The sequence below is a fragment of the Microbacterium sp. EG9 genome (assembly GCF_059759475.1).
In genome coordinates this window covers 2,080,597-2,102,563 of the sequence record NZ_CM186217.1, presented here as the reverse complement: position 1 = coordinate 2,102,563, position 21,967 = coordinate 2,080,597, and the positions used below count along the sequence as shown (strand labels likewise).

At 70.3% G+C, this 21,967-nt stretch carries 20 protein-coding genes and 2 tRNA genes; 15 read left to right on the top strand and 7 right to left on the bottom strand.

Annotated elements, in window-relative coordinates; all coding sequences use genetic code 11:
• Positions 1 to 21 precede the first annotated feature (21 nt).
• Entirely contained in the window at positions 22 to 1,197 is a 1,176-nt protein-coding gene (locus tag AC6CQV_RS09940; protein WP_191008080.1) for a DNA polymerase III subunit delta', read from the top strand.
• Entirely contained in the window at positions 1,194 to 2,789 is a 1,596-nt protein-coding gene (locus tag AC6CQV_RS09935) for an alpha/beta hydrolase (protein ID WP_498259367.1), read from the top strand. Before AC6CQV_RS09940 ends, AC6CQV_RS09935 begins: the two co-directional genes overlap by 4 nt.
• Positions 2,790 to 2,807: 18 nt before the next feature.
• On the opposite strand, the gene AC6CQV_RS09930 is transcribed toward AC6CQV_RS09935, so the two are convergent.
• From AC6CQV_RS09930 to AC6CQV_RS09920, 3 genes are all read right to left on the bottom strand, one after another.
• Complete coding sequence (locus AC6CQV_RS09930; protein WP_060960471.1) at positions 2,808 to 3,467, bottom strand: ABC transporter permease subunit; 660 nt, start codon at positions 3,465 to 3,467, stop codon at positions 2,808 to 2,810.
• Positions 3,460 to 4,497, bottom strand: a complete 1,038-nt coding sequence (locus tag AC6CQV_RS09925) for a methionine ABC transporter ATP-binding protein (RefSeq protein WP_498259366.1) — start codon at positions 4,495 to 4,497, stop codon at positions 3,460 to 3,462. Before AC6CQV_RS09925 ends, AC6CQV_RS09930 begins: the two co-directional genes overlap by 8 nt.
• A gap of 79 nt (positions 4,498 to 4,576) precedes the next feature.
• The gene (locus AC6CQV_RS09920) at positions 4,577 to 5,470 is read right to left on the bottom strand and encodes a MetQ/NlpA family ABC transporter substrate-binding protein (protein WP_060960469.1); all 894 of its coding nucleotides are present in this window, start codon (positions 5,468 to 5,470) and stop codon (positions 4,577 to 4,579) included.
• A 243-nt stretch (positions 5,471 to 5,713) separates the two neighbouring features.
• Between AC6CQV_RS09920 and AC6CQV_RS09915 the strand changes: the two genes are divergently transcribed.
• The 9 genes from AC6CQV_RS09915 to AC6CQV_RS09875 all read left to right on the top strand — a co-directional run bounded on the left by AC6CQV_RS09915 (position 5,714) and on the right by AC6CQV_RS09875 (position 14,795).
• Positions 5,714 to 5,789: transfer RNA gene (locus tag AC6CQV_RS09915), tRNA-Thr, on the top strand.
• Between the two features lie 190 nt (positions 5,790 to 5,979).
• Positions 5,980 to 7,947 carry a glucose PTS transporter subunit IIA gene (locus AC6CQV_RS09910; protein WP_498259365.1) on the top strand — a complete coding sequence of 656 codons (1,968 nt, stop codon included), beginning with the start codon at positions 5,980 to 5,982 and terminating at the stop codon, positions 7,945 to 7,947.
• Between the two features lies 1 nt (position 7,948).
• A complete protein-coding gene (locus AC6CQV_RS09905; RefSeq protein WP_498259364.1) occupies positions 7,949 to 9,436 on the top strand; it encodes a glycoside hydrolase family 1 protein in 1,488 nt (495 codons plus the stop codon).
• A 9-nt stretch (positions 9,437 to 9,445) separates the two neighbouring features.
• Positions 9,446 to 10,315 carry a PRD domain-containing protein gene (locus AC6CQV_RS09900; protein ID WP_498259363.1) on the top strand — a complete coding sequence of 290 codons (870 nt, stop codon included), beginning with the start codon at positions 9,446 to 9,448 and terminating at the stop codon, positions 10,313 to 10,315.
• Positions 10,308 to 10,586, top strand: a complete 279-nt coding sequence (locus AC6CQV_RS09895; protein WP_498259362.1) for an HPr family phosphocarrier protein — start codon at positions 10,308 to 10,310, stop codon at positions 10,584 to 10,586. The genes AC6CQV_RS09900 and AC6CQV_RS09895 overlap by 8 nt, the downstream gene beginning before the upstream one ends.
• A 92-nt stretch (positions 10,587 to 10,678) precedes the next feature.
• A complete protein-coding gene (locus AC6CQV_RS09890) occupies positions 10,679 to 11,074 on the top strand; it encodes a hypothetical protein (RefSeq protein ID WP_498259361.1) in 396 nt (131 codons plus the stop codon).
• Between the two features lie 62 nt (positions 11,075 to 11,136).
• On the top strand, positions 11,137 to 13,419 hold the full coding sequence (locus AC6CQV_RS09885) for an MMPL family transporter (protein WP_498259360.1): 2,283 nt from the start codon (positions 11,137 to 11,139) through the stop codon (positions 13,417 to 13,419).
• Positions 13,420 to 13,464: 45 nt separating this feature from the next.
• Entirely contained in the window at positions 13,465 to 14,049 is a 585-nt protein-coding gene (locus tag AC6CQV_RS09880) for an isochorismatase family protein (RefSeq protein ID WP_205282470.1), read from the top strand.
• Positions 14,046 to 14,795, top strand: coding sequence for a DUF2510 domain-containing protein (locus tag AC6CQV_RS09875; RefSeq protein WP_498259359.1), 750 nt, complete (start codon positions 14,046 to 14,048; stop codon positions 14,793 to 14,795). The genes AC6CQV_RS09880 and AC6CQV_RS09875 overlap by 4 nt, the downstream gene beginning before the upstream one ends.
• Before the next feature lie 30 nt (positions 14,796 to 14,825).
• On the opposite strand, the gene AC6CQV_RS09870 is transcribed toward AC6CQV_RS09875, so the two are convergent.
• The 3 genes from AC6CQV_RS09870 to AC6CQV_RS09860 all read right to left on the bottom strand — a co-directional run bounded on the left by AC6CQV_RS09870 (position 14,826) and on the right by AC6CQV_RS09860 (position 16,928).
• A complete protein-coding gene (locus tag AC6CQV_RS09870; protein WP_498259358.1) occupies positions 14,826 to 16,061 on the bottom strand; it encodes a serine/threonine-protein kinase in 1,236 nt (411 codons plus the stop codon).
• Between the two features lie 28 nt (positions 16,062 to 16,089).
• Positions 16,090 to 16,165, bottom strand: a tRNA-Lys gene (locus AC6CQV_RS09865).
• Positions 16,166 to 16,265: 100 nt separating this feature from the next.
• On the bottom strand, positions 16,266 to 16,928 hold the full coding sequence (locus AC6CQV_RS09860; protein ID WP_060960478.1) for a fasciclin domain-containing protein: 663 nt from the start codon (positions 16,926 to 16,928) through the stop codon (positions 16,266 to 16,268).
• A gap of 331 nt (positions 16,929 to 17,259) precedes the next feature.
• On the opposite strand from AC6CQV_RS09860, the gene sigK reads away from it, so the two are divergent.
• From sigK to AC6CQV_RS09840, 4 genes are all read left to right on the top strand, one after another.
• Positions 17,260 to 17,859, top strand: a complete 600-nt coding sequence (gene sigK / locus AC6CQV_RS09855; protein ID WP_060960451.1) for an ECF RNA polymerase sigma factor SigK — start codon at positions 17,260 to 17,262, stop codon at positions 17,857 to 17,859.
• Positions 17,856 to 18,680 (top strand): anti-sigma factor, encoded by an 825-nt coding sequence (locus AC6CQV_RS09850; protein ID WP_498259357.1) that lies wholly within the window; start codon positions 17,856 to 17,858, stop codon positions 18,678 to 18,680. Before sigK ends, AC6CQV_RS09850 begins: the two co-directional genes overlap by 4 nt.
• 61 nt (positions 18,681 to 18,741) lie before the next feature.
• Positions 18,742 to 19,380, top strand: a complete 639-nt coding sequence (locus tag AC6CQV_RS09845; RefSeq protein ID WP_060960450.1) for a hypothetical protein — start codon at positions 18,742 to 18,744, stop codon at positions 19,378 to 19,380.
• Between the two features lie 299 nt (positions 19,381 to 19,679).
• Positions 19,680 to 20,564, top strand: coding sequence for an aminodeoxychorismate lyase (locus tag AC6CQV_RS09840; protein WP_101305834.1), 885 nt, complete (start codon positions 19,680 to 19,682; stop codon positions 20,562 to 20,564).
• Between the two features lie 467 nt (positions 20,565 to 21,031).
• Here AC6CQV_RS09840 and AC6CQV_RS09835 read toward each other — a convergent pair whose 3' ends face one another.
• A complete protein-coding gene (locus AC6CQV_RS09835) occupies positions 21,032 to 21,868 on the bottom strand; it encodes a type IV toxin-antitoxin system AbiEi family antitoxin domain-containing protein (RefSeq protein ID WP_498259356.1) in 837 nt (278 codons plus the stop codon).
• Positions 21,869 to 21,967 lie beyond the last annotated feature (99 nt).

Below are 21,967 nucleotides of genomic sequence, written 5' to 3'. Positions count from 1 at the left end.
GCGGGCACGTAGGCTGGGGGCATGATTGCGGATGCTCCGATCGCCGAGGGGGAGCCCGGGACGGAGGTCCCGTGGGGCGAGGTGTGGGGCCAGGACGAGGCGTTGCAGCAGCTGCGCGCCGCGGCATCCGATCCCGCTCAGCTCGCGCATGCGTGGCTCATCACCGGCCCGGCCGGCTCGGGCCGCTCGACCCTCGCATACGCGTTCGCCGCGGCGCTGATCGCCGAGCCGGGGGATGAGAACGCGATGCGTCAGGTGCTCGCCGGCACGCACCCCGACCTCACCGCGCTGCGCACCGAGGGTGTGATCATCTCGATCAAAGACGCCCGCGCGCTCGTCGAGCGCTCCTACTTCTCCCCGTCGCTCGGCCGCTACCGCGTCATGGTGATGGAGGATGCCGACCGGATGGTCGAGCGCACCAGCAACGTGCTCCTCAAGGCGCTCGAAGAGCCGCCGGAGCGGACCGTGTGGATCCTCTGCGCGCCCAGCGACGCCGACCTCCTGCCCACGATCCGCTCGCGCGTGCGCACGCTGCGTCTGCGTGAACCCGATGTCGCCGACGTCGGACGCCTCATCGTGGCACGCACCGGCGTCGACCCGGCCACCGCCGAGCAGGCGGCACGGCTCGCGCAGCGCCACATCGGCATGGCGGTGCGCCTGGCCACCGACGAGGGTGCGCGCGCCCGCCGCGACGAGACGCTGCGCGCCGTGCTGTCGGTCCGCGGCGTCGGGGGAGCGGTCGAGACCGCGGCGCGGATCGTGCAGCTGGCCACCGACGACGCCAAGGCGCTGACGGCCGAGCGCGACGAGGCCGAGCGCGCGTCGCTCCTGCGCACCCTCGGCATCGTCGCCGGCGCGGCGGTGCCGCCCGCCGTGCGCGGTCAGCTCAGCGCGCTGGAGGACGATCAGAAGCGGCGCGCGACCCGCAGCCTGCGCGACGGCATCGACCGCGTGCTCACCGATCTCGAGTCGATGTTCCGCGATGTGCTCATGCTGCAGTTCGGTCGCGGCGACGATCTCATCAACCGCGAGCTGGCGTCGGAACTGCGCGCCCTCGCCGACGCCTGGTCGGCCCCCCGCACGCTGGTGGTGCTGGACGCGATCTCGCAGACGCGCACGAACCTGGAGGGCAACGCCGCCCCCGCCCTGGCCCTGGAGAGCATGCTCGTGACCGTCGCGAGCGGGAGGACACTGTGACCGAGACATCCCACCGCCGTCGTCGTTCCGTCGTCGGCCGATCCGTCGTCCGGCGCGCCGTGGTCACGATCGCCGCCCTCGCGGCGGCGACCACGATGCTGTCCGGCTGCCTGTACGCGGCCATCCCCCCGGAGAGCGCCGCCACGCCGGCGCCCAGCCGCGAACCCGACCTCGACGGGGCTCCCGCCGGCTTCGAGGAGTTCTACGGGCAGCAGCTCGACTGGCAGGCCTGCAGCGGCGCGGATGCCGGGAGCTTCGACTGCGCGACGGTCACCGCACCGCTGGACTGGACCGATCCCTCGGTGGGGACCATAGATCTCGCCGTGATCCGCCGCGCCGCGACCGACGGCGACGCCATCGGGTCGCTGCTGACCAACCCCGGCGGACCCGGCGCGAGCGGCTACGATCTCATCGCGCAGTCGTCGTCGTTCGCGGTCGGTGCGGCGCTCTCCGATGTGTACGACGTCATCGGGTTCGACCCGCGCGGCGTCGGCCGTTCCACGGCGGTGCGCTGCTTCGATGCCGCGGAGATGGACGCCTACCTCTTCGACATCCCCGCCGATCCGCGGGGCAGCCAGGGCTGGACCGACGAGCTGACGGCCCGCAACCAGGACTTCGTGAAGGCCTGTGAAGCGGGAAGCGACGGCATCCTGCCGTACATCACGACCGACAACGCGGCGCGCGACATGGATCTGCTGCGCGCCGTGCTCGGCGACACGAAGCTCAATTACCTGGGCTACTCGTACGGCACCTTCCTCGGCGCGACGTACGCCAAGCTGTTCCCCGAGCGCGTCGGGCGCCTCGTGCTCGACGGCGCGATCGATCCGTCGGTGTCGGGACTGGACGTGAGCACGACGCAGGCCATCGGATTCGAGTCGGCGCTGCGGGCCTACATGGCCGACTGTCTGCAGGGCCGTTCCTGCCCGTTCTCGGGCAGCGTCGACGAGGGCATGGCCGCCCTCGGCACGCTCCTGGCGAGCGTCGACAGCTCGCCGCTGACCGGCTCGGACGGGCGTGAGCTGGGCGCCGACACGTTGATGACCGCGATCATCGCCGCCCTGTACTCGCAGGACAGCTGGTCCTACCTCAGCAAGGCCCTCACCGACGCCCTCGCCGGCGACGCCGACACCGCCCTGACGCTGGCCGATTTCTACTACGCCCGCTCCGACGGCACCTATCAGGACAACTCGACGGAGGCCTTCCGGGCCTACAACTGCATGGACTACCCCCTCGACTCGTCGCAGGCCGACAAGGATGCCGCCGACGCGCTCGTGCGCCAGAAGGCGCCGACCATCGCGCCGTACTGGCAGGGTGTGGACGTGTGCGAGGTCTGGCCGTACCCGCCGACGGGCGTGCGCGAGAAGATCGCCGCCGACGGCGCCGCACCCATCGTGGTGGTCGGCACCACCAACGATCCCGCGACGCCGTACGAGTGGTCGGTCTCGCTGGCCGAGCAGCTGTCGTCGGGGGTGCTGGTGACCCGCCAGGGCGAGGGTCACACCGGCTACAACAAGGGCAACACGTGCGTCGACACGGCCGTGGAGGACTACCTGGTCGACGGCACGGTGCCGCAGAACGGGCTCACCTGCTGAGCTCGCGCGGAGGGGTGCTCAGCGGCGCAGGACCCGGCGGGCGAGCGCGTTGCCGACGAACTGCACCAGCTGGACGATCACGACGATGACCAGCACGGCCGACCACGTCACCCACGGGTTGAACTGCTTGAAGCCGTAGTTGATCGCGAACTCGCCGAGTCCGCCGGCGGCGACGGCGCCGGCCATCGCGGTCATGTCGACGAGCGCGACGACGACGAAGGTGTAGCCGAGCACGAGCGGGCCCAGGGATTCCCGGGGGACGAGCCGGAAGAGGATCCGCGACCGGCTCGCGCCCGCCGCGCGCGCGGCCTCGATGACCCCGGGGCGCACGGTCAGCAGATTCTGCTCGACGATGCGGCTGATGGCGAACAGCGAGGCGATCGTGATGGCGAACACCGCGAACGGCACGCCGATGCCGGGCACGCCGACCCCGCGCGCGATGGGCTGCACGGCGGCCAGCAGGATGATGAAGGGGATCGGTCGGATCGTGTTCACGATGACGTTGAGCACTCCGAAAACCGCGCGCTGCGGGAAGAGGCTGCCCGGGCGGGTCGCGTAGAGGGCGAGACCGAGCAGCAGGCCGCCGGCACCGCCCAGCACCAGCGCCGCGCTCGCGACGTACAGCGTCTCCAGCGTCGCCTCCCAGAGCTGGGGCAGCAGCGTGATGAGCCTATCCACGGGGGTCCTCCTCGGTCAGGGGCGCGTGCGCGGATGCCGCGGCCAGCGCGCGCGTGACGGCATCCGCGTCGCCGGTCACGGCGAGCGTGAGGTGTCCGAAGACGCGGCCCCGGATGTCGTTGATGCCGCCGTGCACGACCTCGAAGCGCACGCCGTGGGCCGCCAGGGCGGCGAAGACGTCCGCCTGTGCGGCGACGCCGTCGCGGACGTCCAGCGTGACGATGCGTCCGTCGTGCCGAGCGCGCAGGGCGGCGAGGTCGTCGCCGGTGGGGACGTCGTCGATGACGCTGGCGACGAAGCGCGCGGTCGCCGGATGCTGCGGGGCGGAGAGGATGTCGAAGACGGTGCCGGTCTCGATGACGCGGCCCTGCTCCATCACGACGACGCGATCGGCGAGGGTGCGGATGACCTCCATCTCGTGCGTGATGAGCGCGATGGTGACGCCGAGCTCCGCGTTCACCCGGCGGAGGAGACCCAGGACCTCCTGGGTCGTGTCGGGGTCGAGCGCGCTCGTCGCCTCGTCGGCGAGGAGGATGCGGGGGCTCGTCGCGAGAGCGCGCGCGATGCCGACCCGCTGCTTCTGCCCGCCGGACAGCTGCTCGGGGTAGTTCTGCGCCTTGGCGGACAGGCCGACGAACTCGAGGAGTTCCGCGACGCGTGAGCGGATCTCGCCACGGGGGCGGCCGGCGACTTCCAGCGGGTAGGCCACGTTCCCGGCGACCGTCCGCGAGTCGAAGAGGTTGAACTGCTGGAAGATCATGCCGATGTCCGCGCGCAGCCTCCGCAGCTCCCGCTCACCGAACCGGGTGATGTCGGAGCCGTCGATCTCCACGCGTCCCGACGACGGCGTCTCCAGCGCGTTGATGAGACGAAGCACGGTGGACTTGCCCGCACCGGAGTATCCGATGATGCCGCAGATCTCACCCGCCGCGACGTCGAGGGAGACGTCGTCGAGGGCGACCACGGGCGGTGCCCCCTTCGTCTGCGGGGGGAAGACCTTCGTGGCCGATGTCAGTCTGATGATGCTCATGGGCTCCCGATCCGGGTCGAGGCGGAGACGACGCACGCGTGTGCGGCCCGCCTTCCGACGGGCCGCACACGCGGGGCGATCACTGCTGGGCGCGGATGTCGTCCTCGGTCTTCTTCAGCGACGTCACCAGATCGGCGACCGGCGTCTTCAGGAGCACCGCGGTGCCGCCCGAGGCCTCCAGCACGCCCTCCTGGACAGCGGCGGTGTTCTGGTACAGCTCGACGAGCTTCGCGTAGGTCGGGTTGTCGGCGTCCGCGGCCTTGGCCGCGAAGATGTTGATGTACGGGAACGCCGACGAGTCCGCCGGGTCGTCCTGCGCGAGCAGCTGGTCCTTGGTCAGTCCGGACTTGGCGACGAAGTCGTTGTTCACGACCGCGCCGGCGAAGTCGGGGAGCGACGAGGCGGTGAAGTCGGCGGCGACGGCCTCGACCTTGACCTTGGAGCCCGGCTCGATGTCGGCGACGGCCGAGAAGATCGACCCGCCGTCCTTCAGTGTGATCAGGCCCGCCGACTGCAGGACCAGGAGCGCGCGCGCCTGGTTGGACTCGTCGTTGGGGACGGCGATGGTCTCACCGGCGGGGATGTCGGCGACGCTGGCGTACTTGGTCGAGTACAGGCCCAGCGGGTAGATCGCGGTCGCCCCGATCGGCACCAGGTCGTCTCCGGCCTTCACGTTGTAGGTGGCGAGGTAGATGATGTGCTGGAACTGGTTCAGGTCCAGCTCGCCCGCCGACAGAGCCGGGTTCGGCTGGTCGTAGGAGTCGAAGTTCACGATCTCGACGTTGATGCCCTCGGCGGCAGCGGCTTCCTTGTAGGTCTCCCAGTAGGGGTCGCCGGCGCCGACGACGCCGATGCGCACGGGGTCGGAGGAGGCCCCCGCGGAGTCGGAGGGCGATGCGGCGCCGGAGGCGCACGCGCTCAGCAGCAGGACGAGCGGCAGCGCCAGAGCGGCGGCCAGGGTCTTCTTGGACATGGGTGGTGCTCCTTGTGGGTCGGGGCACCGCGTGGCGCGGGAGGACTGCAGGGTCGGCTTCCGCGCTCGCCTCGTCGCGGTGCCTCATCGACGGTAGGCAGATCCGGCGTCCAGATCAGAATCGGGACGTAACACGACGACACCGCCGGATCGGGTCGGCGTCGCCGGCCCCGGCGACCGGTTCGCGAGAGGCGCCCCGACCCTGTAGGATCGATCATCGTGCATGGCGCTCCGGCTCCCTGCGCCGCCTTAGCTCAGACGGCAGAGCGATTCACTCGTAATGAATAGGTCAAGGGTTCGATTCCCTTAGGCGGCTCCACTTCTTCACCTCACCCCCGGGCAGATCGTCGCGACTTCTTGTCGAGGGCTCCCAGGGTGTACAGTGATCGCACGACCCACAGGGCGTAACCGATTCACTTCGGGCGGAACCTGAGTTCGTCGTCATGCTTTTCGAAGCAGACGTCGACCTCAGGTTTTTTTGTTGCCATTTTTCGACCAGGAGGTCAACGATGACCGGCTCACAGGGCCCCACCGCTGTCACGCGCGACAGCATCTCGAGGGGAATCGTCGACGCTGTCGGCGGTGCGCAGAACATCTCTCAGGCGTGGCACTGCATCACCCGGCTGCGCTTCGACATCGTCGATCGCGCCAGGGTCGATCTCGAAGCGATCAAGAGGACCGGCGTGGTCGGGGCTCAGTTCAGCGGAGAACAGCTGCAGGTGATCGTCGGCACCGATGTCGCCGCGCAGTTCGCCTCTCTGGCGCCGCTGCTGTCGGCATCCGCCCTCGGAGATGCCGGCGATACCGACGCCGCGACTCAGCCGAAGGGTGCCGGCCGATTCTCGCCGAAGCGCCTCGTCAACCTGCTCTTCGAGACGTTGTCGGGAATCTTCACGCCGATCTTGCCGGCGATCGTCGGGGCGGGTCTGTTGAAGGGGGTGATCGCGCTCGTCGGCCAGCTCGGCTGGGTGGTCGCAGGCAGCGATATCGACCGCATCCTCGGTCTCATCGGTGATGCGCCCTTCTACTTCCTCCCGTTCCTCGTCGCCGCCTCGAGCGCGCGGCGCTTCTCCGTCGACATGTCTTTGGCCCTGTCGGTCCCGGCCGCGTTGTTGTACCCCACCATCGTCCAAGGGGCGGCGGCCGTGTCGCAGGGCGGCCCCGCCGGGCTGAGTTTCCTCGGTCTACCGGTTCCGTTCCTCAGCTACAGCAGCTCGGTGGTCCCGGCGATCCTGGGCGTCTATGTCCTGGGGAAGATCGCAGGACTCATCGGACGGATCACCCCCTCGTCGGTCAAGATCGTCGTCGTTCCGCTCGTGACCCTCTTGATCTCGATTCCGTTGACTCTCATCGTCATCGCCCCGCTCGGCAGCTACGCGGGCGTCTACCTCAGCGAGGGCGCCAACTGGCTGATGGATCACGGGGGACTGTTCGCGGGCATCCTCCTGGGTGGACTCATGCCGCTCATCGTCATCACCGGCATGCACTACGCCTTCTTCCCGACCACGTTCCAGTCGCTGTCGACGCGGGGGTACGACCTGATCCTGCTGCCGTTCAACGTCGTGGCGAACCTCGCGACCGTCGGCGCGACGCTCGCCGTCGCGATCCGCGTGCGGTCGCTGCGGGCGTTGGCGCTGTCGACCGCGTTCCCCGCCTCTCTCGGCATCACCGAGCCGGCGATCTTCGGCGTCACGCTTCGTCTGAAGAAGCCGTTCTTCTTCACCCTCATCGGTGGCGCCGTCGGAGGCGCATACGCGGGGCTCACGGCCCTCAAGTGCTACGGCTTCGCCGTACCCGGGCTGGCGTCCTTGCCGCTCTATGTGAACGCTGACGACCCCGCGAACATCGTGAATGCGTTCGTCTCCATCGCCATCTCCTTCACGATCGCCTTCGTCCTCACGGTCGTTTTCGTTCGTGAGCCGCGCACCGCAGGCGTTGCGCAGGATGCCGCTGCTCCGTCGTCGCCGGCGGCGACCGCGAGTCGCGGTGTCCGGCTGATCGCCGCTCCCGTGGAGGGTCGCGTCGTGGCACTCGATGATGTGCCGGACTCGACCTTCGCCGGCGGGCTGCTCGGACCCGGCATCGCGATCTTGCCCGTGAACGGGTCCGTGTTCGCCCCTGCCGATGGCGTCGTGGAGGTCATGACTCCGACGGCGCACGCGGTCGCCCTGGTCACCGAGGACGGCATCGAGGTGCTGATCCATGTCGGTATCGACACCGTCACCCTGCCGCTGGGGACGTTCACGCCGCTCGTCGCACAGGGCGATCGCGTGGTCGCCGGCCAGAGGCTGATCAGTTTCAACCCCGCCGCGATCACCTCGGCAGGCCTCAGCCTGGCCACCCCGGTCGTGATCACCAACGCCGAGATCGCCGGTTCGGTCGTAGCGCTGGTGACGCCCGGTGACGACATCATCCCCGCCGGCGAGCCGCTTCTGGCCGTCGGCACCCCGACCATTTCCGTCGACAAGGAGAACTGATATGACAACGACGCAACTCGGTGCTTTCCCGGAGGGTTTCCTCTTCGGCGGAGCCACCGCCGCGAACCAGATCGAGGGCGCCGCCGAAGAAGGCGGAAAGGGACTGTCGACGTCCGACTTCGCCCGCTTCGTCCCGCCGACCGCTGACGGCAGCATCGCCGACTTCACCTTCGATGCGACGTCGGAGCAGGTGGAGGAGGCCTTGGCGGGCCGGGCGCCGGAGGGCACCATGTACCCCAAGCGCCACGGCATCGACTTCTACCACCGCTACCGCGAGGACATCGCGCTGTTCGCGGAGATGGGCTTCGGGCTGTTCCGGATGTCGATCTCGTGGGCACGCATCTTCCCGACCGGCTTCGAGAGCGAGCCGAACGAGGAGGGACTGGCGTTCTACGACGCCGTCTTCGACGAACTGCTGGCCCACGGCATCCAGCCCCTGGTCACTCTGTCCCACTACGAGATGCCGATCGAGATCAGTCGACGACTGGACGGTTGGCTCAGCCGCGAGACCATCGGGCTCTTCGAGCGGTTCGCCCGGACCGTGTTCGAACGGTACGCCTCGAAGGTGAAGCTGTGGATCACCTTCAATGAGATGAACATGAACCTGACGAGCATCTATACCGGGGCAGGCGTCTTCCCCGACCGTGTGCAGGGGCGGGAACTACAGGCCGCATACCAGGCGACGCACCACCAGTTCGTCGCAGCGGCACGCGTCGTCGCTCTCGGTCACGAACTGATGCCCGGCGCGCAGATCGGTTGCATGATCTGTCGGCTCGAGACATACGCGGCCTCCAGCAAGCCGGAGGACGTGCTCCGGGCGACGCACGAAGACAATCTCAACCTGTTCTACCCCGATGTGCAGGTGCGCGGCGAATACCCGACCTACATGACGCGCTATCTCCGGGAGAAGGGCATTCAGATCGCGATGGAGCCGGAGGATGCCGCGACGCTGCGCGCGGGCACCGCCGACTTCATCTCGATCAGCTACTACATGACGTACCTGGCCGAAGACCGTCCGGACGCCGACGAGATCTCCGGCAGCCTGGTCAGTAAGCTCAAGAACCCGCACCTCGAGCTGTCGGCGTGGGGATGGCCCGTCGATCCCGTCGGCCTGCGTATCGCGCTGCTGAAGCTGTGGGGTCGGTACGGCAAGCCCCTCTACGTCGTGGAGAACGGTCTCGGCGCCCGCGACAAGGTCGACGACGACGGCAGCATCCACGATGATTATCGGATCGACTATCTGCGTGCGCATCTCCTGCAGGTGCGCGAGGCGATCGAGGACGGCGTCGACGTGCGTGGGTACACGTGGTGGGGGCCCATCGACCTCGTCAGCTGCTCGACCTCGCAGATGACGAAGCGCTACGGCTTCATCCACGTCGACCAGGACGACTACGGGAACGGCACCTTGGCACGCACGAAGAAAGACTCCTTCGACTGGTACACGCACGTCATCGCCTCGCGCGGGACGTCTCTCATCGACGCGGGCTGACGGCCGCACATGCTCACCGCTCACAAGGTCCTGAACAACAACGTCGTCCTGTGCACGAACGACGCGGGCGAGGAGTATGTGGCCATCGGCCGAGGGATCGCCTTCCTGGTGCCCGTCGGCGGGGCGGTGGACCCTGACAAGGTGCACCGCCTCTTCGTGAGCACAGACCGAGAGCGCGCGGACCGGCTCGCGCGTCGCATCGCGGCGCTTCCCATCGCGCACGTCGATCTGGCGATCGCGATCGCCGAGGACGCCGGCGTCCGCTTCGGTGACCACGTGATCGACCGGCTCATCGTCCCGCTGGCCGATCATCTCGACGGTGCGATCGACCGGGTGCGGGCGGGGATCTTCATCGACTATCCGTTGCGGTGGGAGGCTGCGGCCTTCTATCCCCGTGAAGTCGCCTTCGGGAGAGAGGCCATCGCCACCGTCGAACGGCTCGCGTCGGTGACGCTTCCCGATATCGAAGCCATCCCGATCGGGTTGCACATCGTCAATGCCGAACTCGGCACGGAGTCCGTGGCGGCAACGATGGACATGACCGATGTGATCGGTCGGTGCGTCGCTCTCGTCGAACAGCGCCTGTCGCTTTCTCGTGCGGCGGACGACCACGCCCTGGCCCGGTTCGCCAGTCACGTGTTGCATCTCCTGGCGCGCCGACGGGCGGAGGCGGGGAGTTCCGACGCCCTCGGATCGCTGCTGGCTCCGCTCCGGGAGCAGCAGCCGGATGAGTACGCGGCGGCAGGTGAGATGGCGCTGATCATCGCTGATCGCATCGGGGGCGCGTTGAGTGCCGAGGAGATCCTCCTCTTGACGTTGCACGTGGTCCGGCTGGCGGGGTCTGCTCGCACGCAGCCCGAGAGGCGTGAGCGTGACTGAGACGGTGGCGACCATCGGGGCGAGACGCGGCCTGCACGGCCGGCCGGCGGCTCTTCTCGCTGCGCGTGCCTCGCGTGCCGATGCGTGGGGGATCGAAGTGGCTCGAGCCGACGAGCCGGCAGGGCCGTGGTACCCGGCGGCGAGTGTGATCGACCTGCTCGCGCTCGATCTCGCTCGCGGTGAGCGCATCGTTCTGCGCACACGGCGTACCGACGCCGCTGGCGTGCTGAAAGAGCTGATCGAGATGTTGGAGAGCGACCTCGACGCCTGAGGGCAGATGCCGTGGGGTAGCGTTGCGATGCGGATGGAGTCGACTCCGTTCCTGTCCAACTCGTTCGGCCGACCCGTGGAGGATCGTCTTCGATGGATCACGCGATCGACGCGCTGATCGAGATCTTCACGTGGGTCGGACTCGGCGCGTTCGTCGTGCTCGCCGCCGCGGCTGTCGTCGTGTGGGCGGCCGACGGCACGTGGCTCCCGGCCGAGGCCATCATCGACCGCGACGGCGAGCATCCGCTCGCGCGGTGGTTCGACGCGGACGGCGACGCGAACAGTGCGCCCCTGTCGGCGGCGGAGGCCGCGGTCATCGGCGACGCCGACGCGGCATCCATCTGGTACCGCCACGGCTGGCAGGGACGCATGCGGCTGCAGCGGCGCCCCGCCGGGCTGCGTGCGCTGACCTGGTCGGCGGCGGGGATGCTCGCCCTCGGCATGATCAGTCTCGTCACGGGCTGGGTGTTCTACTTCGTCCGCGGGTGAGTGCGCGTCCCCGCGCATCACGGCGCTGGCATGCGGGACTTATTACTAGATAAGCTAGCGACATGATTCGTCGCACCGACACCCCGACGCGCTGGCTGCGTATCGGCATCCCCGTTCTGCTGGTCCTGATCTGGCTCGTCGGCGGATCCATCGGCGGCCCCTACTTCGGCAAGGTCGACGAGGTCGCGACCAACGACCAGTCCTCGTTCCTGCCGTCCTCCGCGGAGTCCACGCAGGTGCAGGAGCGGCTCTCGCAGTTCACCGGCGGCGACAGCATCCCCGCCGTCGTCGTCGTCACCGGCGACGGGGCGCTCAGCGCGGCGCAGCTCACCCAGATCTCCGATCTTGCCTCGACCATCTCCGGCGTCGAGGGCGTCGAGCAGGTGTCGCCGGCCATCCCGTCCGAAGACGGCGAGGCGGTGCAGTTCTTCGTGCCGATCTCGACCGCGGGCGACGTGGGCGAGACGGTCACGGCCGTCCGCGAGAGCATCGAGAAGAACCTGCCGTCGGGCCTGGAGGCGTGGGTCACCGGCCCCGCCGGTTTCACCGCCGATCTGGTGGCGGGCTTCCTCGGTATCGACGGCCTGCTGCTCGCCGTCGCGCTCGGGGCGGTGTTCATCATCCTGGTGATCGTCTACCGCTCGCCGCTGCTGCCGGTGCTCGTGCTGCTCACCTCGACCTTCGCCCTGTGCGTCGCGCTGCTGACGGTCTGGTGGCTCGCCAAGGCGGGCATCTTCGTGCTGAACGGGCAAGTGCAAGGCATCCTGTTCATCCTCGTCATCGGTGCCGCCACCGACTACGCCCTGCTCTACACGGCACGCTTCCGCGAAGCGATCGGCACGGGGGCCAAGCGGTGGGATGCCGCGATCACCGCCTGGCGTGGCGCGTTCGAGCCGATCATCGCCTCGGGCGGCACGGTCATCGCCGGCCTGCTCTGCCTGCTGCTGAGCGATCTCGCCAGCAACCGGGCGCTCGGGCCGATCGCCTCGATCGGCATCGCGTTCGCGGTGCTGTCCGCCCTCACGTTCCTGCCGGCGCTGCTCGCGATCTTCGGGCGCGCGGCGTTCTGGCCCTTCATCCCGAAGGGCGCCGACGGCGACCCGGGGGACAACGCCGAGCGGCTCGTCACCGACCCGCACGCCCCCGTCCGCGGTTTCTGGGGCCGCCAGGCGCGGCTGGTCGCGCGCCACGCACGGCCCGTGTGGATCATCTCGACGGTCGTGCTGCTCGCGGCATCCGTCGGCGTGCTGCAGCTCAAGGCCGACGGGGTGCCGCAGAGCGACCTGGTGCTGGGCGCGTCGCAGGCGCGCGACGGGCAGGACGTGCTCGCCCAGCACTTCGCCGCGGGATCGGGCAGCCCGGCGTACATCGTCGTGCCCCAGGACCGGGTGGCCGACGCCGTGACCGTGCTCGAGAAGGCGCCCGGCATCGAGTCCGTCGCCGCGACCGCGAAGGACACCGCGTCGGGTCAGATCGGTGTCTCCGTGCAGAACGGCGCCCCCGTCTACACGCTGGCCGGTCCGCCGAGTGCGACGCCGCCCCAGCCCACGATCGTCGACGGCGACGTGCTGCTGGTGGCGACGCTGTCGGACGAGGCCGACTCGCTGGCCGCGGAGCAGACCGTGCGCGATCTGCGGACGAGCTTCACGACCGAGCTCAGCGCGGACGTCGCCCTGGTCGGCGGGCCGACGGCGATCGACCTCGACACGAACGACACCTCGATCCGCGACCGGACCCTCATCATCCCGGTCATCCTCGCCGTGATCCTCGTGATCCTGATGCTGCTGCTGCGGGCGGTCGTCGCCCCGGTCATCCTGATCCTGAGCGTCATCCTGTCGTTCGGCGCGGCACTCGGCGTCAGCGCGCTCGTCTTCGACAACCTGTTCCACTTCCCGGGGGCGGACCCCGCCGTGCCCCTGTACGGCTTCGTCTTCCTCGTGGCACTCGGCGTCGACTACAACATCTTCCTGATGTCGCGCGTGCGGGAGGAGTCGAAGCGTCACGGCACACGCCCCGGCATCCTGCGCGGGCTCGTCGCGACCGGAGGGGTGATCACCTCGGCGGGGCTCGTGCTGGCCGCGACCTTCGCCGCGCTGGGCGTGATCCCGATCCTGTTCCTCGCCCAGCTCGCGTTCATCGTCGCCTTCGGCGTGCTGCTCGACACGTTCGTCGTGCGCTCGCTGCTGGTGCCGGCGGTCGCGTACGACCTCGGCCGGCGGATCTGGTGGCCCTCACGTCTCGCGCGGGCCGACGTCGATGCCGGGCGAAACTCCTCCATTCCGGTGGCGGCGGGCGCGACACGCCGGTCGCGGCGACGTGGTGGGGGCGATTCGGCGGAGTTGTGACCGGGGCGCCGACCGCAGCCGCCCCGAGGGATTAGCCTCGGTGGTATGACCAGAGCACTGTTCATCGTCGACGTCCAGAACGACTTCACGGAGGGCGGAGCGCTCGCCGTCGCAGGTGGTGACGCGGTCGCGCGCGATCTGACGGCGTATCTGTCCGCGCACGCCGACGACTACGCGCTGATCGTCGCGTCGCGGGACTGGCATGAAGGTCACACCGACAACGGCGGCCACTTCGCCTCCGATGCGGCCCCCGACTTCGTGGACACCTGGCCGGTGCACTGCGTCGCCGGCACGGCCGGAGCGGACTACGACCCGGAACTCGTCACGGACGCCGTGACCCACCACGTCAAGAAGGGACAGGGCATGCCCGCCTACTCGCTGTTCGAAGGAACCACGGATGCCGGTGAGAAGGTGTCGTCCCTGCTGAGCGCCCACGGCGTCACGCAGGTGGATGTCGCCGGCCTCGCCACCGATCACTGCGTGCGCGCGTCGGCGCTCGACGCGATCGCGCACGGGCTGCACGTCCGCGTCCTGACCGACCTCATCGCGGGCGTCGCGCCGGAGAGCTCGGATGCCGCGCTCGCCGAACTCGCCCACGCCGGCGCCGAGCTGGTCGGAGCGGCCTCGTGAGCGCCCCCGCCGGCTGGTACCCCGACCCGGCGGATGCCGCCGCGCGCCGCTGGTGGGACGGCACCCAGTGGACCGCGCAGACGGCGCCCGCGCCGCGGTTCGGCGAATACGCACCGAATCCCGCCGCGCCGGTCGCACCCGCCGCGCCGGCCGCGCCGGCCGCTCCGGCGTATCCGGCCTACCCGACGGCTCCCGCGTCTCCGGGTCCGGGGGCCACCCCGCCCGCCGTCGACGTTCCAACAAAGACGATCTGGGTGTGGCTGGCGGTCGCCGCATCCGTGCTGCCGATGCTGTCGATCTTCCTTTTCGACTGGAACGGCTACCTCTCCATCATCGCGGCGATGATGCGCGCGGCGGAGTCGAGCTCGGGGACGGCCGCGGCCGCGGCCACCGCGGACCTGACGTCGTGGGAGATCCGCACTCTCGGCATCTCCCTGATCGGCTGGGCGTGCTACGCCGCGTTCATCGTGTTCAGCTGGCTCGACTGGCGCGAGCTGAAGCGCCGCGGCGTGCCGGCGCCGTTCGGTTGGGCATGGTCGTTCTTCGTGCTGGTGAGCGCAGGGTCGGCCGTCTACATGATCGGGCGCGCGGTGGTGCTGCGGCGGCGGACCGTCGCCGGCGGCTGGGCTCCGTTGTGGACGTGGGTCGCGGCGACGGTCGTGGGCTTCGTCGCCGCGATCTCGCTCGGCGTATGGCTGGTCGGCGAGATCCTGCAGGTCCTGTCCGTCGGCACTCTGGGCAGCTGACCGCGGCATCCGTCCGGGGGAAGGCGCGGCTCAGCCGCCGCCCTTGCCCGGGCCGCCGCCCTTGCCGCCGTTGTTCTCGCCCGGTCCGCCCTTGTCCTTGCCTTTGTCTTTCGGGTCGGCGGGAGCGACGGGGTCGGGGTTCGACACCGTGCTCGCGTCGGTCGCCGCGGGCGTGGGCGTGGGCGTCGACGACGGCGGCGTCGTGGTCGGTGACGGTTCGACGCTCGGCGCCGACGACAGTCCCGACCATGCCGACAGGGCGATGACGATCGCGGCCGCCGCCGCGCCCGCGCCGATCAGCAGCGGAGTGCGGCGCCACCACGGGCGTGCCCCGGCCGCATCCCGATCGAACCGCGCCGCGGCTGCGGCGGCGGGCTCCGCCGGCGGCAGCGGCGGGATGAGGACGCGGGTGTCTTCGGCACCCGTCGCGCGCGGGGGAGCAGCGAGGGTGTCGGCGATCGCGGCGGCGCTCGGGCGCGCCGCCGGGTCGCGGTCGAGCATCGCCGGCAACAGCCCCGCCCACAGGGGCGGGAGGTCCGCGGGGATCTCGGGGTCCTGCGCGAGTCGGGCGAGCAGCTGCCCCGCGCCCTGAGCGGACGGGAAGGCCCGCGCACCGCTGAGCGCCTCCAGCAGCACGAGGCCGAGGGAGTACACGTCGGATGCCGGGGCCGGAGCGTGACCGAGAGCGACCTCGGGAGCGAGGTAAGCGGCGGTGCCGATGAGGGTGCCGGGCTGGGTGATCCGCTCCGAGCCGAGCAGATGAGCGATGCCGAAGTCGGCGAGCTTCGCGCGACGCGGCCGGCTCGATGTCGCGCCGGGCGCGAGCAGGATGTTGGAGGGTTTGATGTCGCGGTGCACGACACCGGCGGCGTGGACCGCGCTCAGCGCCTCGGCCAGCTCGCCGGCGATGCGGGTGAGCTCGGCATCCGTCAGCGCTCCTTCGGCGAGCCGCGCCGACAGCGAGGGGCCGTCGACACGTTCCATGACGAGGTAGCGGGGGCCGGGACCGGTCAGGCGCGCGTCGTGCAGCACGACGAGGTTCGGGTGGGTGAGCGCCGCGAGCGCGGCCGTCTCGACCCGCACCCGCTGGCCGGCATCGAGATCATCGCCTGTCGCCGTGATGATCTTGATCGCGACCGTGCGACCCAGCGTGAGGTCGTGCGCCGCGTAGACACGCGACATGCCGCCCGTGCCGATGAGCGCATCGATGCGGTAGCGCGCATCGAGCAGCATCCCGACATCCACAGCTGACGTCCGATCGTCCACGTTCCGAGGCTAGCCGCGCGCGCCCCACTGGTGGGCCCCGTGGGGCTCGAACCCACGACCCGCGGATTAAAAGTCCGATGCTCTACCGACTGAGCTAGAGGCCCCAGGCATCCCAGCGTACCGGCTGCGGGCGGGGCACGGACGCGACGAGGCCGCCGGCGCGCAGTGCGCCGGCGGCCTCGGCCGGGGTGTGACCGGAGACGATCAGTTGGTCGGCGTCAGAACCGTGTCGATGAGGTACACGGTCGCGTTGGCCGTCTGGACGCCGCCGCAGATGACGGTGGCGTCGTTGACCTTCAGGTTGTCGCCCGAGCCGGTGACGGTCAGGTCGCCGCCCTCGACGGTCTTGTGGGTGCCGACGACCTGCGACGGGTCGAGCTGGCCGGGAACCACGTGGTACGTGAGGATCTTGGTCAGCGCGGCGCTGTCGGTCTTCAGCGAGTCGATCGTGGCCGCGTCGATCTTGGCGAACGCGTCGTCGACCGGGGCGAAGACGGTGAACTCACTGCCGTTGAGGGTGTCGACGAGGTTCACGTCGGGGTTGAGCTGGCCGCTCACGGCAGCGACGAGGGTCTTCAGCAGCGGGTTGTTCGAGGCGGCGACGGCCACCGGGTCCTGAGACATGCCCTCGACCGAACCGGCGCCGGACGGCACGGCCTCGGCGTACGCGGCGCATCCGGGGCCCACGAGGTTGGCGGCCGGGTCCATCGTGGACGGCGATGGCGCCATCGACTGGGTCTCCTGCGTCATCGCGGGGGGCGTGGTCTCGGCGCTGGTCGAGGAGCCCATCGAACATGCCGAGAGCGCGAACGCGCCGGCGATCGTGAGCGTCAGGGCCGCCGTGATCTTCTTCGTGGTGCTGAGCATGATGTCCTCCATGTGAGCTGACGTGCGGTTGTTGGTCCTGCAGAGCCGCAGGTGCGGTCTCGACAAGTCCTTCGGAGCCCGCCGCGCATCGGATGGGAAAAAGTTCCGAATCCGTTTGCGCCTCCGCATCCGCCCCCCTTATAGACCGAGGGTCTCTTCGCCCGTCTCGGCCTCCGTTCCGGCGGCGCAATCCGATCCCGGTCCGGCGACGAACAGCACATGACCCGGGCGCGTCGCGACCTCGGCGGTCGCGGGCGGCGGGAGCATACTCGTTCGCCGCCGGATGGGCCACCCGCGGCCGCGATGCACGACAGAGGGACCCTGATACGGCATGCTGAGAGAGATGGTCATCGACGGTGTGGACGTACCCGAGGACTCACCGGCGCGTGATCACGCCGGGGAGCTCCTGGTGCGCATCGCGGCGGGAGACCGGACGGCTTTCGGGCAGCTCTACGACATGCTCGCCCCCCGCGCCTTCGGTCTGATCCTGCGGGTGCTCGTGAACCGCGCGCTGAGCGAGGAAGTGCTTCAAGACGTCTTCCTGGAAGTGTGGCAATCCGCTTCCGGTTTCGCTCCGAATAAGGGTCAGGGACGGTCCTGGGTCCTCACCATCGCCCATCGTCGCGCTGTCGATCGCGTGCGCTCCACACGCGCAAGCACGGAGCGAGACGAGAAGGCGGGTCTGCGCGAACTGAACACGGGCCAGGACAGCGTCGACGACCAGGTCGCCCTGCGCATCGAGAGCAGGCGCGTCGCCCGGGCGATGGACGCACTCCCCGACCCTCAGCGAGAAGCGCTGCTGCTCGCCTATGTCGGGGGATATTCTCAGAGCGAGATCGCCGCGTTGGTGGGATCGCCCCTGGGGACGATCAAGACGAGAATGCGCGACGGTCTGTCGCGCCTGAGGCAGGAGATGGGGGTGACGTCATGAACGACCGCGACCACCGAGACATCGGAGAAGACGAGTTCGCCGAGCTGTCGGCAGGGCACGCGATGAACGCGCTGTCGGCCGATGACGAGCGCGCCTATCAGACCGCCCTCGAAGCCCATCCCGAGTGGGACGACGTCGTCGCCCTCGACGCTGCCACGATCGACATCCTCGCCGACGCCGTCGCGCCGGTCGCGCCGCCCGTCGACCTGCGTTCGCGACTGATGCGTGCCATCGAGGTCGACCCGTCCGCGCCGACGGACGCCGGTGCGGATGCCGCGGCATCCGCGGACGAGACGGATGCCGCTCCGCCCGCCCCCGACGGTGAGGAGCCGCCGCCCACCGACGTCGTCCAGACGGTCGAGCGCCGCGCGTGGACGCGCGGGCTGTTCGCGCTCGTCGCCTCCGTCGCCCTGCTGATCGGGATCGGCTGGGGAACGGGTGCGGTGACGAGCCTGTGGCGCACGCCGGCCGCCGTGACGGCGTTGGAGCAGATCCAGTCGGCGCCGGATGCCGCATCCGCACAGGTCGACTTCCAGGGCGGCGAGGCGACCGCGCACTGGTCGCAGAGCGTGGGCAAGGTCGTGCTGGTGGCCGAGGGCCTGCCGGAGATCCCCGCGGATCGCACGTTCGAGCTGTGGTTCGTGCGCGGCGATCAGCCGATCGCGGCCGGCACCTTCGACGCCTCCGGTGCGAAGGCCACGGCTCAGCTCGACGGCACGATGCAGCCCGGAGACACCATCGCCGTGACCGTGGAGCAGGCCGGCGGCTCGCCCGACGGCTCGCCGACCACCGCGCCGATCATCGCGATCCCTACGGTGTGACCGCGACTGCGGCGGTCAGGGCCTCGGCCCCGCCCCGGCAGGCCGCCGGTAGCCTGGAGCGATGAGCGACGACTCCCGGGACTACCACCGCCCCGTCCGTCGACCCGCGGACGCGTTCGACCGCCGATTCGGGTCCACGGATCCGGCCGACGTCTCGCGGATCGCGCATGCCACGGCATCCGCCCTGGTGACGAGGGTGCGCAACGAGCCGACCGACGCGGTCGTCGACCGCCTCGTCACCTTCACCGATGCGCACGGGCTCGAGACGGTCGCCGAGCTGTGGTCGCACTCGCCGGCGAAGTCGCTTCCGGGCACGCTGTGGCGGCTGTATCTGCTGCAGTTGATGGTCCGCGACGACGCCGCGACCGCCGCGCTGCTCTACGAGCGCGGGCGGGTCGTGCTGCCCTCCGTCGACGACGTCGTCGCGGGCGCGCCCACGCCGGCCGGGCCGGAAGAGCTCATGACGCTCGTCGACGAGATCCTGCGGGGCGTGTTCACGGGCGACTTCGCGGTCGCGCTGGAGCGTGCCGCGTCGTTCTGTCGGGTCGAGGCGGCGGGCGCCGCCGATGTCGCCGACGACTACGACGCGGCCGAGCCCGAGCGGGCGAGCGCGTTCACGACCCGCGCCCTGCGCCTGGACACCTACGCCGGAGACCTGACCGCGTGCGCGGGCCTCTGGCGACGTGACGCGCTGACCTGACCCGGCGGCTCCTCCCGGTGGCGGGTGGCCCGTGGGCGGTGGCCGGTCGTTGAGCGAGGAGCGTAGCGGCGAGTCGAAACGCGGATGTCGGCGGTGCCCGGTCGTTGAGCGAGGAGCGTAGCGGCGAGTCGAAACGAGGATGTCGCGGGTGCCCGGCACAGAAGTGCCGGGCCGCAGAACGCCTCTCGGCGCGAGGCCGCTCGGAGCGGCGAAAGATGGAGCCCGGGGTTACTGCGGCCCGGCTGTTCCAGTGTAACGGACGCCCCCTGAGGGGTATTCCCGCGGTCTAGGCTCGGGGCATGGCCTGGCACTTCGCGCTGATGATCGACCCCGCCGACGTGGACGACACCCGCTCCGACTTCGCAGCGACCTTCACCGAGGTCGATCCCGCCGCCCCCGCGCTGACCGTCGGAGAGCTCAGCACGCAGCGCGGCGACGGCATCTTCGAGTCGATCGGCGTCATCGACGGTCACCCGCAGGAGGTCGAGGCGCACCTGTCCCGGCTCGCCCATTCGGCGCAGCTGTGCGACCTCCCCGTGCCCCACGCGGAGCAGTGGCGCCAGGCCGTGGCCCTCGCCGCGTCCGCCTGCGGTGCGGGGGAGGCGGTCATCAAGCTCATCCTGAGCCGGGGAATCGAGCACGGTCCCACTCCGACCGCGTGGGTGACCGCGGCTCCGGCTGCCGACTTCTCGATCGCGCGGTCGCGCGGCATCCGTGTCGTCACCCTCGACCGCGGGTACGCCCTCGACGTGCCGTCGCGGGCGCCGTGGCTGCTGTTGGGCGCGAAGACGCTGTCGTACGCCGTGAACATGGCGGCGCTGCGCGAGGCCCGCCGGCGCGGCGCCGACGACGCGATCTTCACGACGAGCGACGGCTACGTGCTGGAGGCACCGACCGCGTCGCTCATCCTGCGCCGCGGAGACGCCTTCCTCACCCCCGCGCCGAACGCCGGCATCCTGCACGGCACGACGCAGCTGAGCCTGTTCGAGCACCTCGCCGCCCAGGGCTTCGAAACCGGTTACGAGACGATCCCCGTGGCGGAGCTGCACACCGTGGATGCCGCGTGGCTCGTCTCCAGCGTGCGCCTCGCGGCGCCGATCACGGCGATCGACGATGTCGACGTGCCGATGGATGCCGCTCTCACGGCATCCATGAACGACTACCTGCTGAGTCCGCGGGACTGAACCGGCACACGGGGCTGGGGCTGGGGCTTGCCGGCGCGGCTTGCGGCTGCGGCTCGCGGGCGGGGCTTGCGGCTTCGGCTGCGGCTCGCGGGCGCGTTCTGCGCTCGCGGCCCGAACTGCAAGGCCTCGCGGGCGACGCGCGGGGGTGGATGCGGGGTCGCCGGCGTGTCGCCGCGCTGCCCTTGCAGTGCGGTCAGGGGCGTGGCGTGCGGGGTGGCGGCGCTGCCCTTGCAGTTCGGTGCGGGGCGTCGGGTGCGGGGTGGCGGCGCGGGCGCGAACGCGACGGTGTGGCGAGCGGTGAGGGCAGGCGCAGCCGTGGCCGGGCGCTCGCGGCCCGAACTGCAAGGCCTCGCGGGCGACGCGCCGGGGTGGATGCGGGGCCGCCGGCGTGTCGCGGGGCTGCCCTTGCAGTTCGGTGAGGGGGTCGGGTGCGGGGTGGCGGCGGAGGCGCGGGCGTGGCAGTGCGGTCAGGGGTGATGCTGCTCGGCGCGGCCGAGTGTCGCGAGGGCGCCGACGATCGCAGCTTCGACGAGGTCCCAGTCGTGCACGATCATGGCGTAGTCGAACCGCAGCGTCATGAAGCCCCAGACGGCGGCGGTGGCATCGCGGACGAGGTCCTTGTGGCGGTGCGGCGCGCCATCGTGATTGTCGACGCCGTCGGCCTCGACGAGCAGCCGGTCGCCGATGAGCGCGTCGACGACGCCGACCCCCGCGATGCGCCGTTGGGTCCGTACGCGAAGGCCGAGGTGACGAAGCCGCCACCGCAGCAACGACTCGAGGCCGCTGTCCGCGTCATCCCGTGCGAGGTCGAGCGCTTCGCGCATCGCGGCGGTGCTGCGCCGGCGCAGCCACCGACGGCCGCTGTCGTCGAGCTGACCGAGCCGCAACGCCGACTCGAGCACGACGAAGAACTCCTCGACGCCGTGGCACCGCGCGATCTGCAGCAGCAGCCGCGGGATCGACGGCGTGCTCCCCGGCGGGCCGAGCGGCCCGTCGTCCCAGTGCTCGACGCACCCGCATCCGTTGGGGTGATACGTCCGCTGCCCATCGCAGAGCCAGACGTGCGCCCGCGGGTCGGCGGTCAGCACCCAGAGCCCGAGGTGCTTCGCGGCCGTGATGCAGGCGAGTCGCCCTCCGTGCCCGGCCACCGCGCGCGCGGCATCGCACGCATCGGCGATGACGTAAACGCCCCGGCGTCGGCGTTCGAGGATGCCGGCTCGCAGTTGCTCTCGCAGCTGGGCGCGCGACAGGCCCGATCGCCGCAGCATCGCGGTCGTCATCACTGCCGGTCGGACATCGCACATGCCGACATCGTCGCCGCTCTGCGTGACGGTGACGGGCCATGTCCTGGCATCCGTGCATGGATTCGTGTGTCGGCCGTCTGTGGAGGAGCCTGCGGCCGG

Coding starts and splice junctions, on each gene's coding strand:
- AC6CQV_RS09940 (WP_191008080.1), top strand. CDS start 22: ATGATTGCGGATGCTCCGATCGCCGAGGGGGAGCCCGGGACGGAGGTC.
- AC6CQV_RS09925 (WP_498259366.1), bottom strand. CDS start 4,497: ATGAGCATCATCAGACTGACATCGGCCACGAAGGTCTTCCCCCCGCAG.
- AC6CQV_RS09920 (WP_060960469.1), bottom strand. CDS start 5,470: ATGTCCAAGAAGACCCTGGCCGCCGCTCTGGCGCTGCCGCTCGTCCTG.
- AC6CQV_RS09910 (WP_498259365.1), top strand. CDS start 5,980: ATGACCGGCTCACAGGGCCCCACCGCTGTCACGCGCGACAGCATCTCG.
- AC6CQV_RS09905 (WP_498259364.1), top strand. CDS start 7,949: ATGACAACGACGCAACTCGGTGCTTTCCCGGAGGGTTTCCTCTTCGGC.
- AC6CQV_RS09900 (WP_498259363.1), top strand. CDS start 9,446: ATGCTCACCGCTCACAAGGTCCTGAACAACAACGTCGTCCTGTGCACG.
- AC6CQV_RS09890 (WP_498259361.1), top strand. CDS start 10,679: ATGGATCACGCGATCGACGCGCTGATCGAGATCTTCACGTGGGTCGGA.
- AC6CQV_RS09885 (WP_498259360.1), top strand. CDS start 11,137: ATGATTCGTCGCACCGACACCCCGACGCGCTGGCTGCGTATCGGCATC.
- AC6CQV_RS09880 (WP_205282470.1), top strand. CDS start 13,465: ATGACCAGAGCACTGTTCATCGTCGACGTCCAGAACGACTTCACGGAG.
- AC6CQV_RS09860 (WP_060960478.1), bottom strand. CDS start 16,928: ATGCTCAGCACCACGAAGAAGATCACGGCGGCCCTGACGCTCACGATC.
- sigK (WP_060960451.1), top strand. CDS start 17,260: ATGCTGAGAGAGATGGTCATCGACGGTGTGGACGTACCCGAGGACTCA.
- AC6CQV_RS09850 (WP_498259357.1), top strand. CDS start 17,856: ATGAACGACCGCGACCACCGAGACATCGGAGAAGACGAGTTCGCCGAG.
- AC6CQV_RS09845 (WP_060960450.1), top strand. CDS start 18,742: ATGAGCGACGACTCCCGGGACTACCACCGCCCCGTCCGTCGACCCGCG.
- AC6CQV_RS09840 (WP_101305834.1), top strand. CDS start 19,680: ATGGCCTGGCACTTCGCGCTGATGATCGACCCCGCCGACGTGGACGAC.
- AC6CQV_RS09835 (WP_498259356.1), bottom strand. CDS start 21,868: ATGTGCGATGTCCGACCGGCAGTGATGACGACCGCGATGCTGCGGCGA.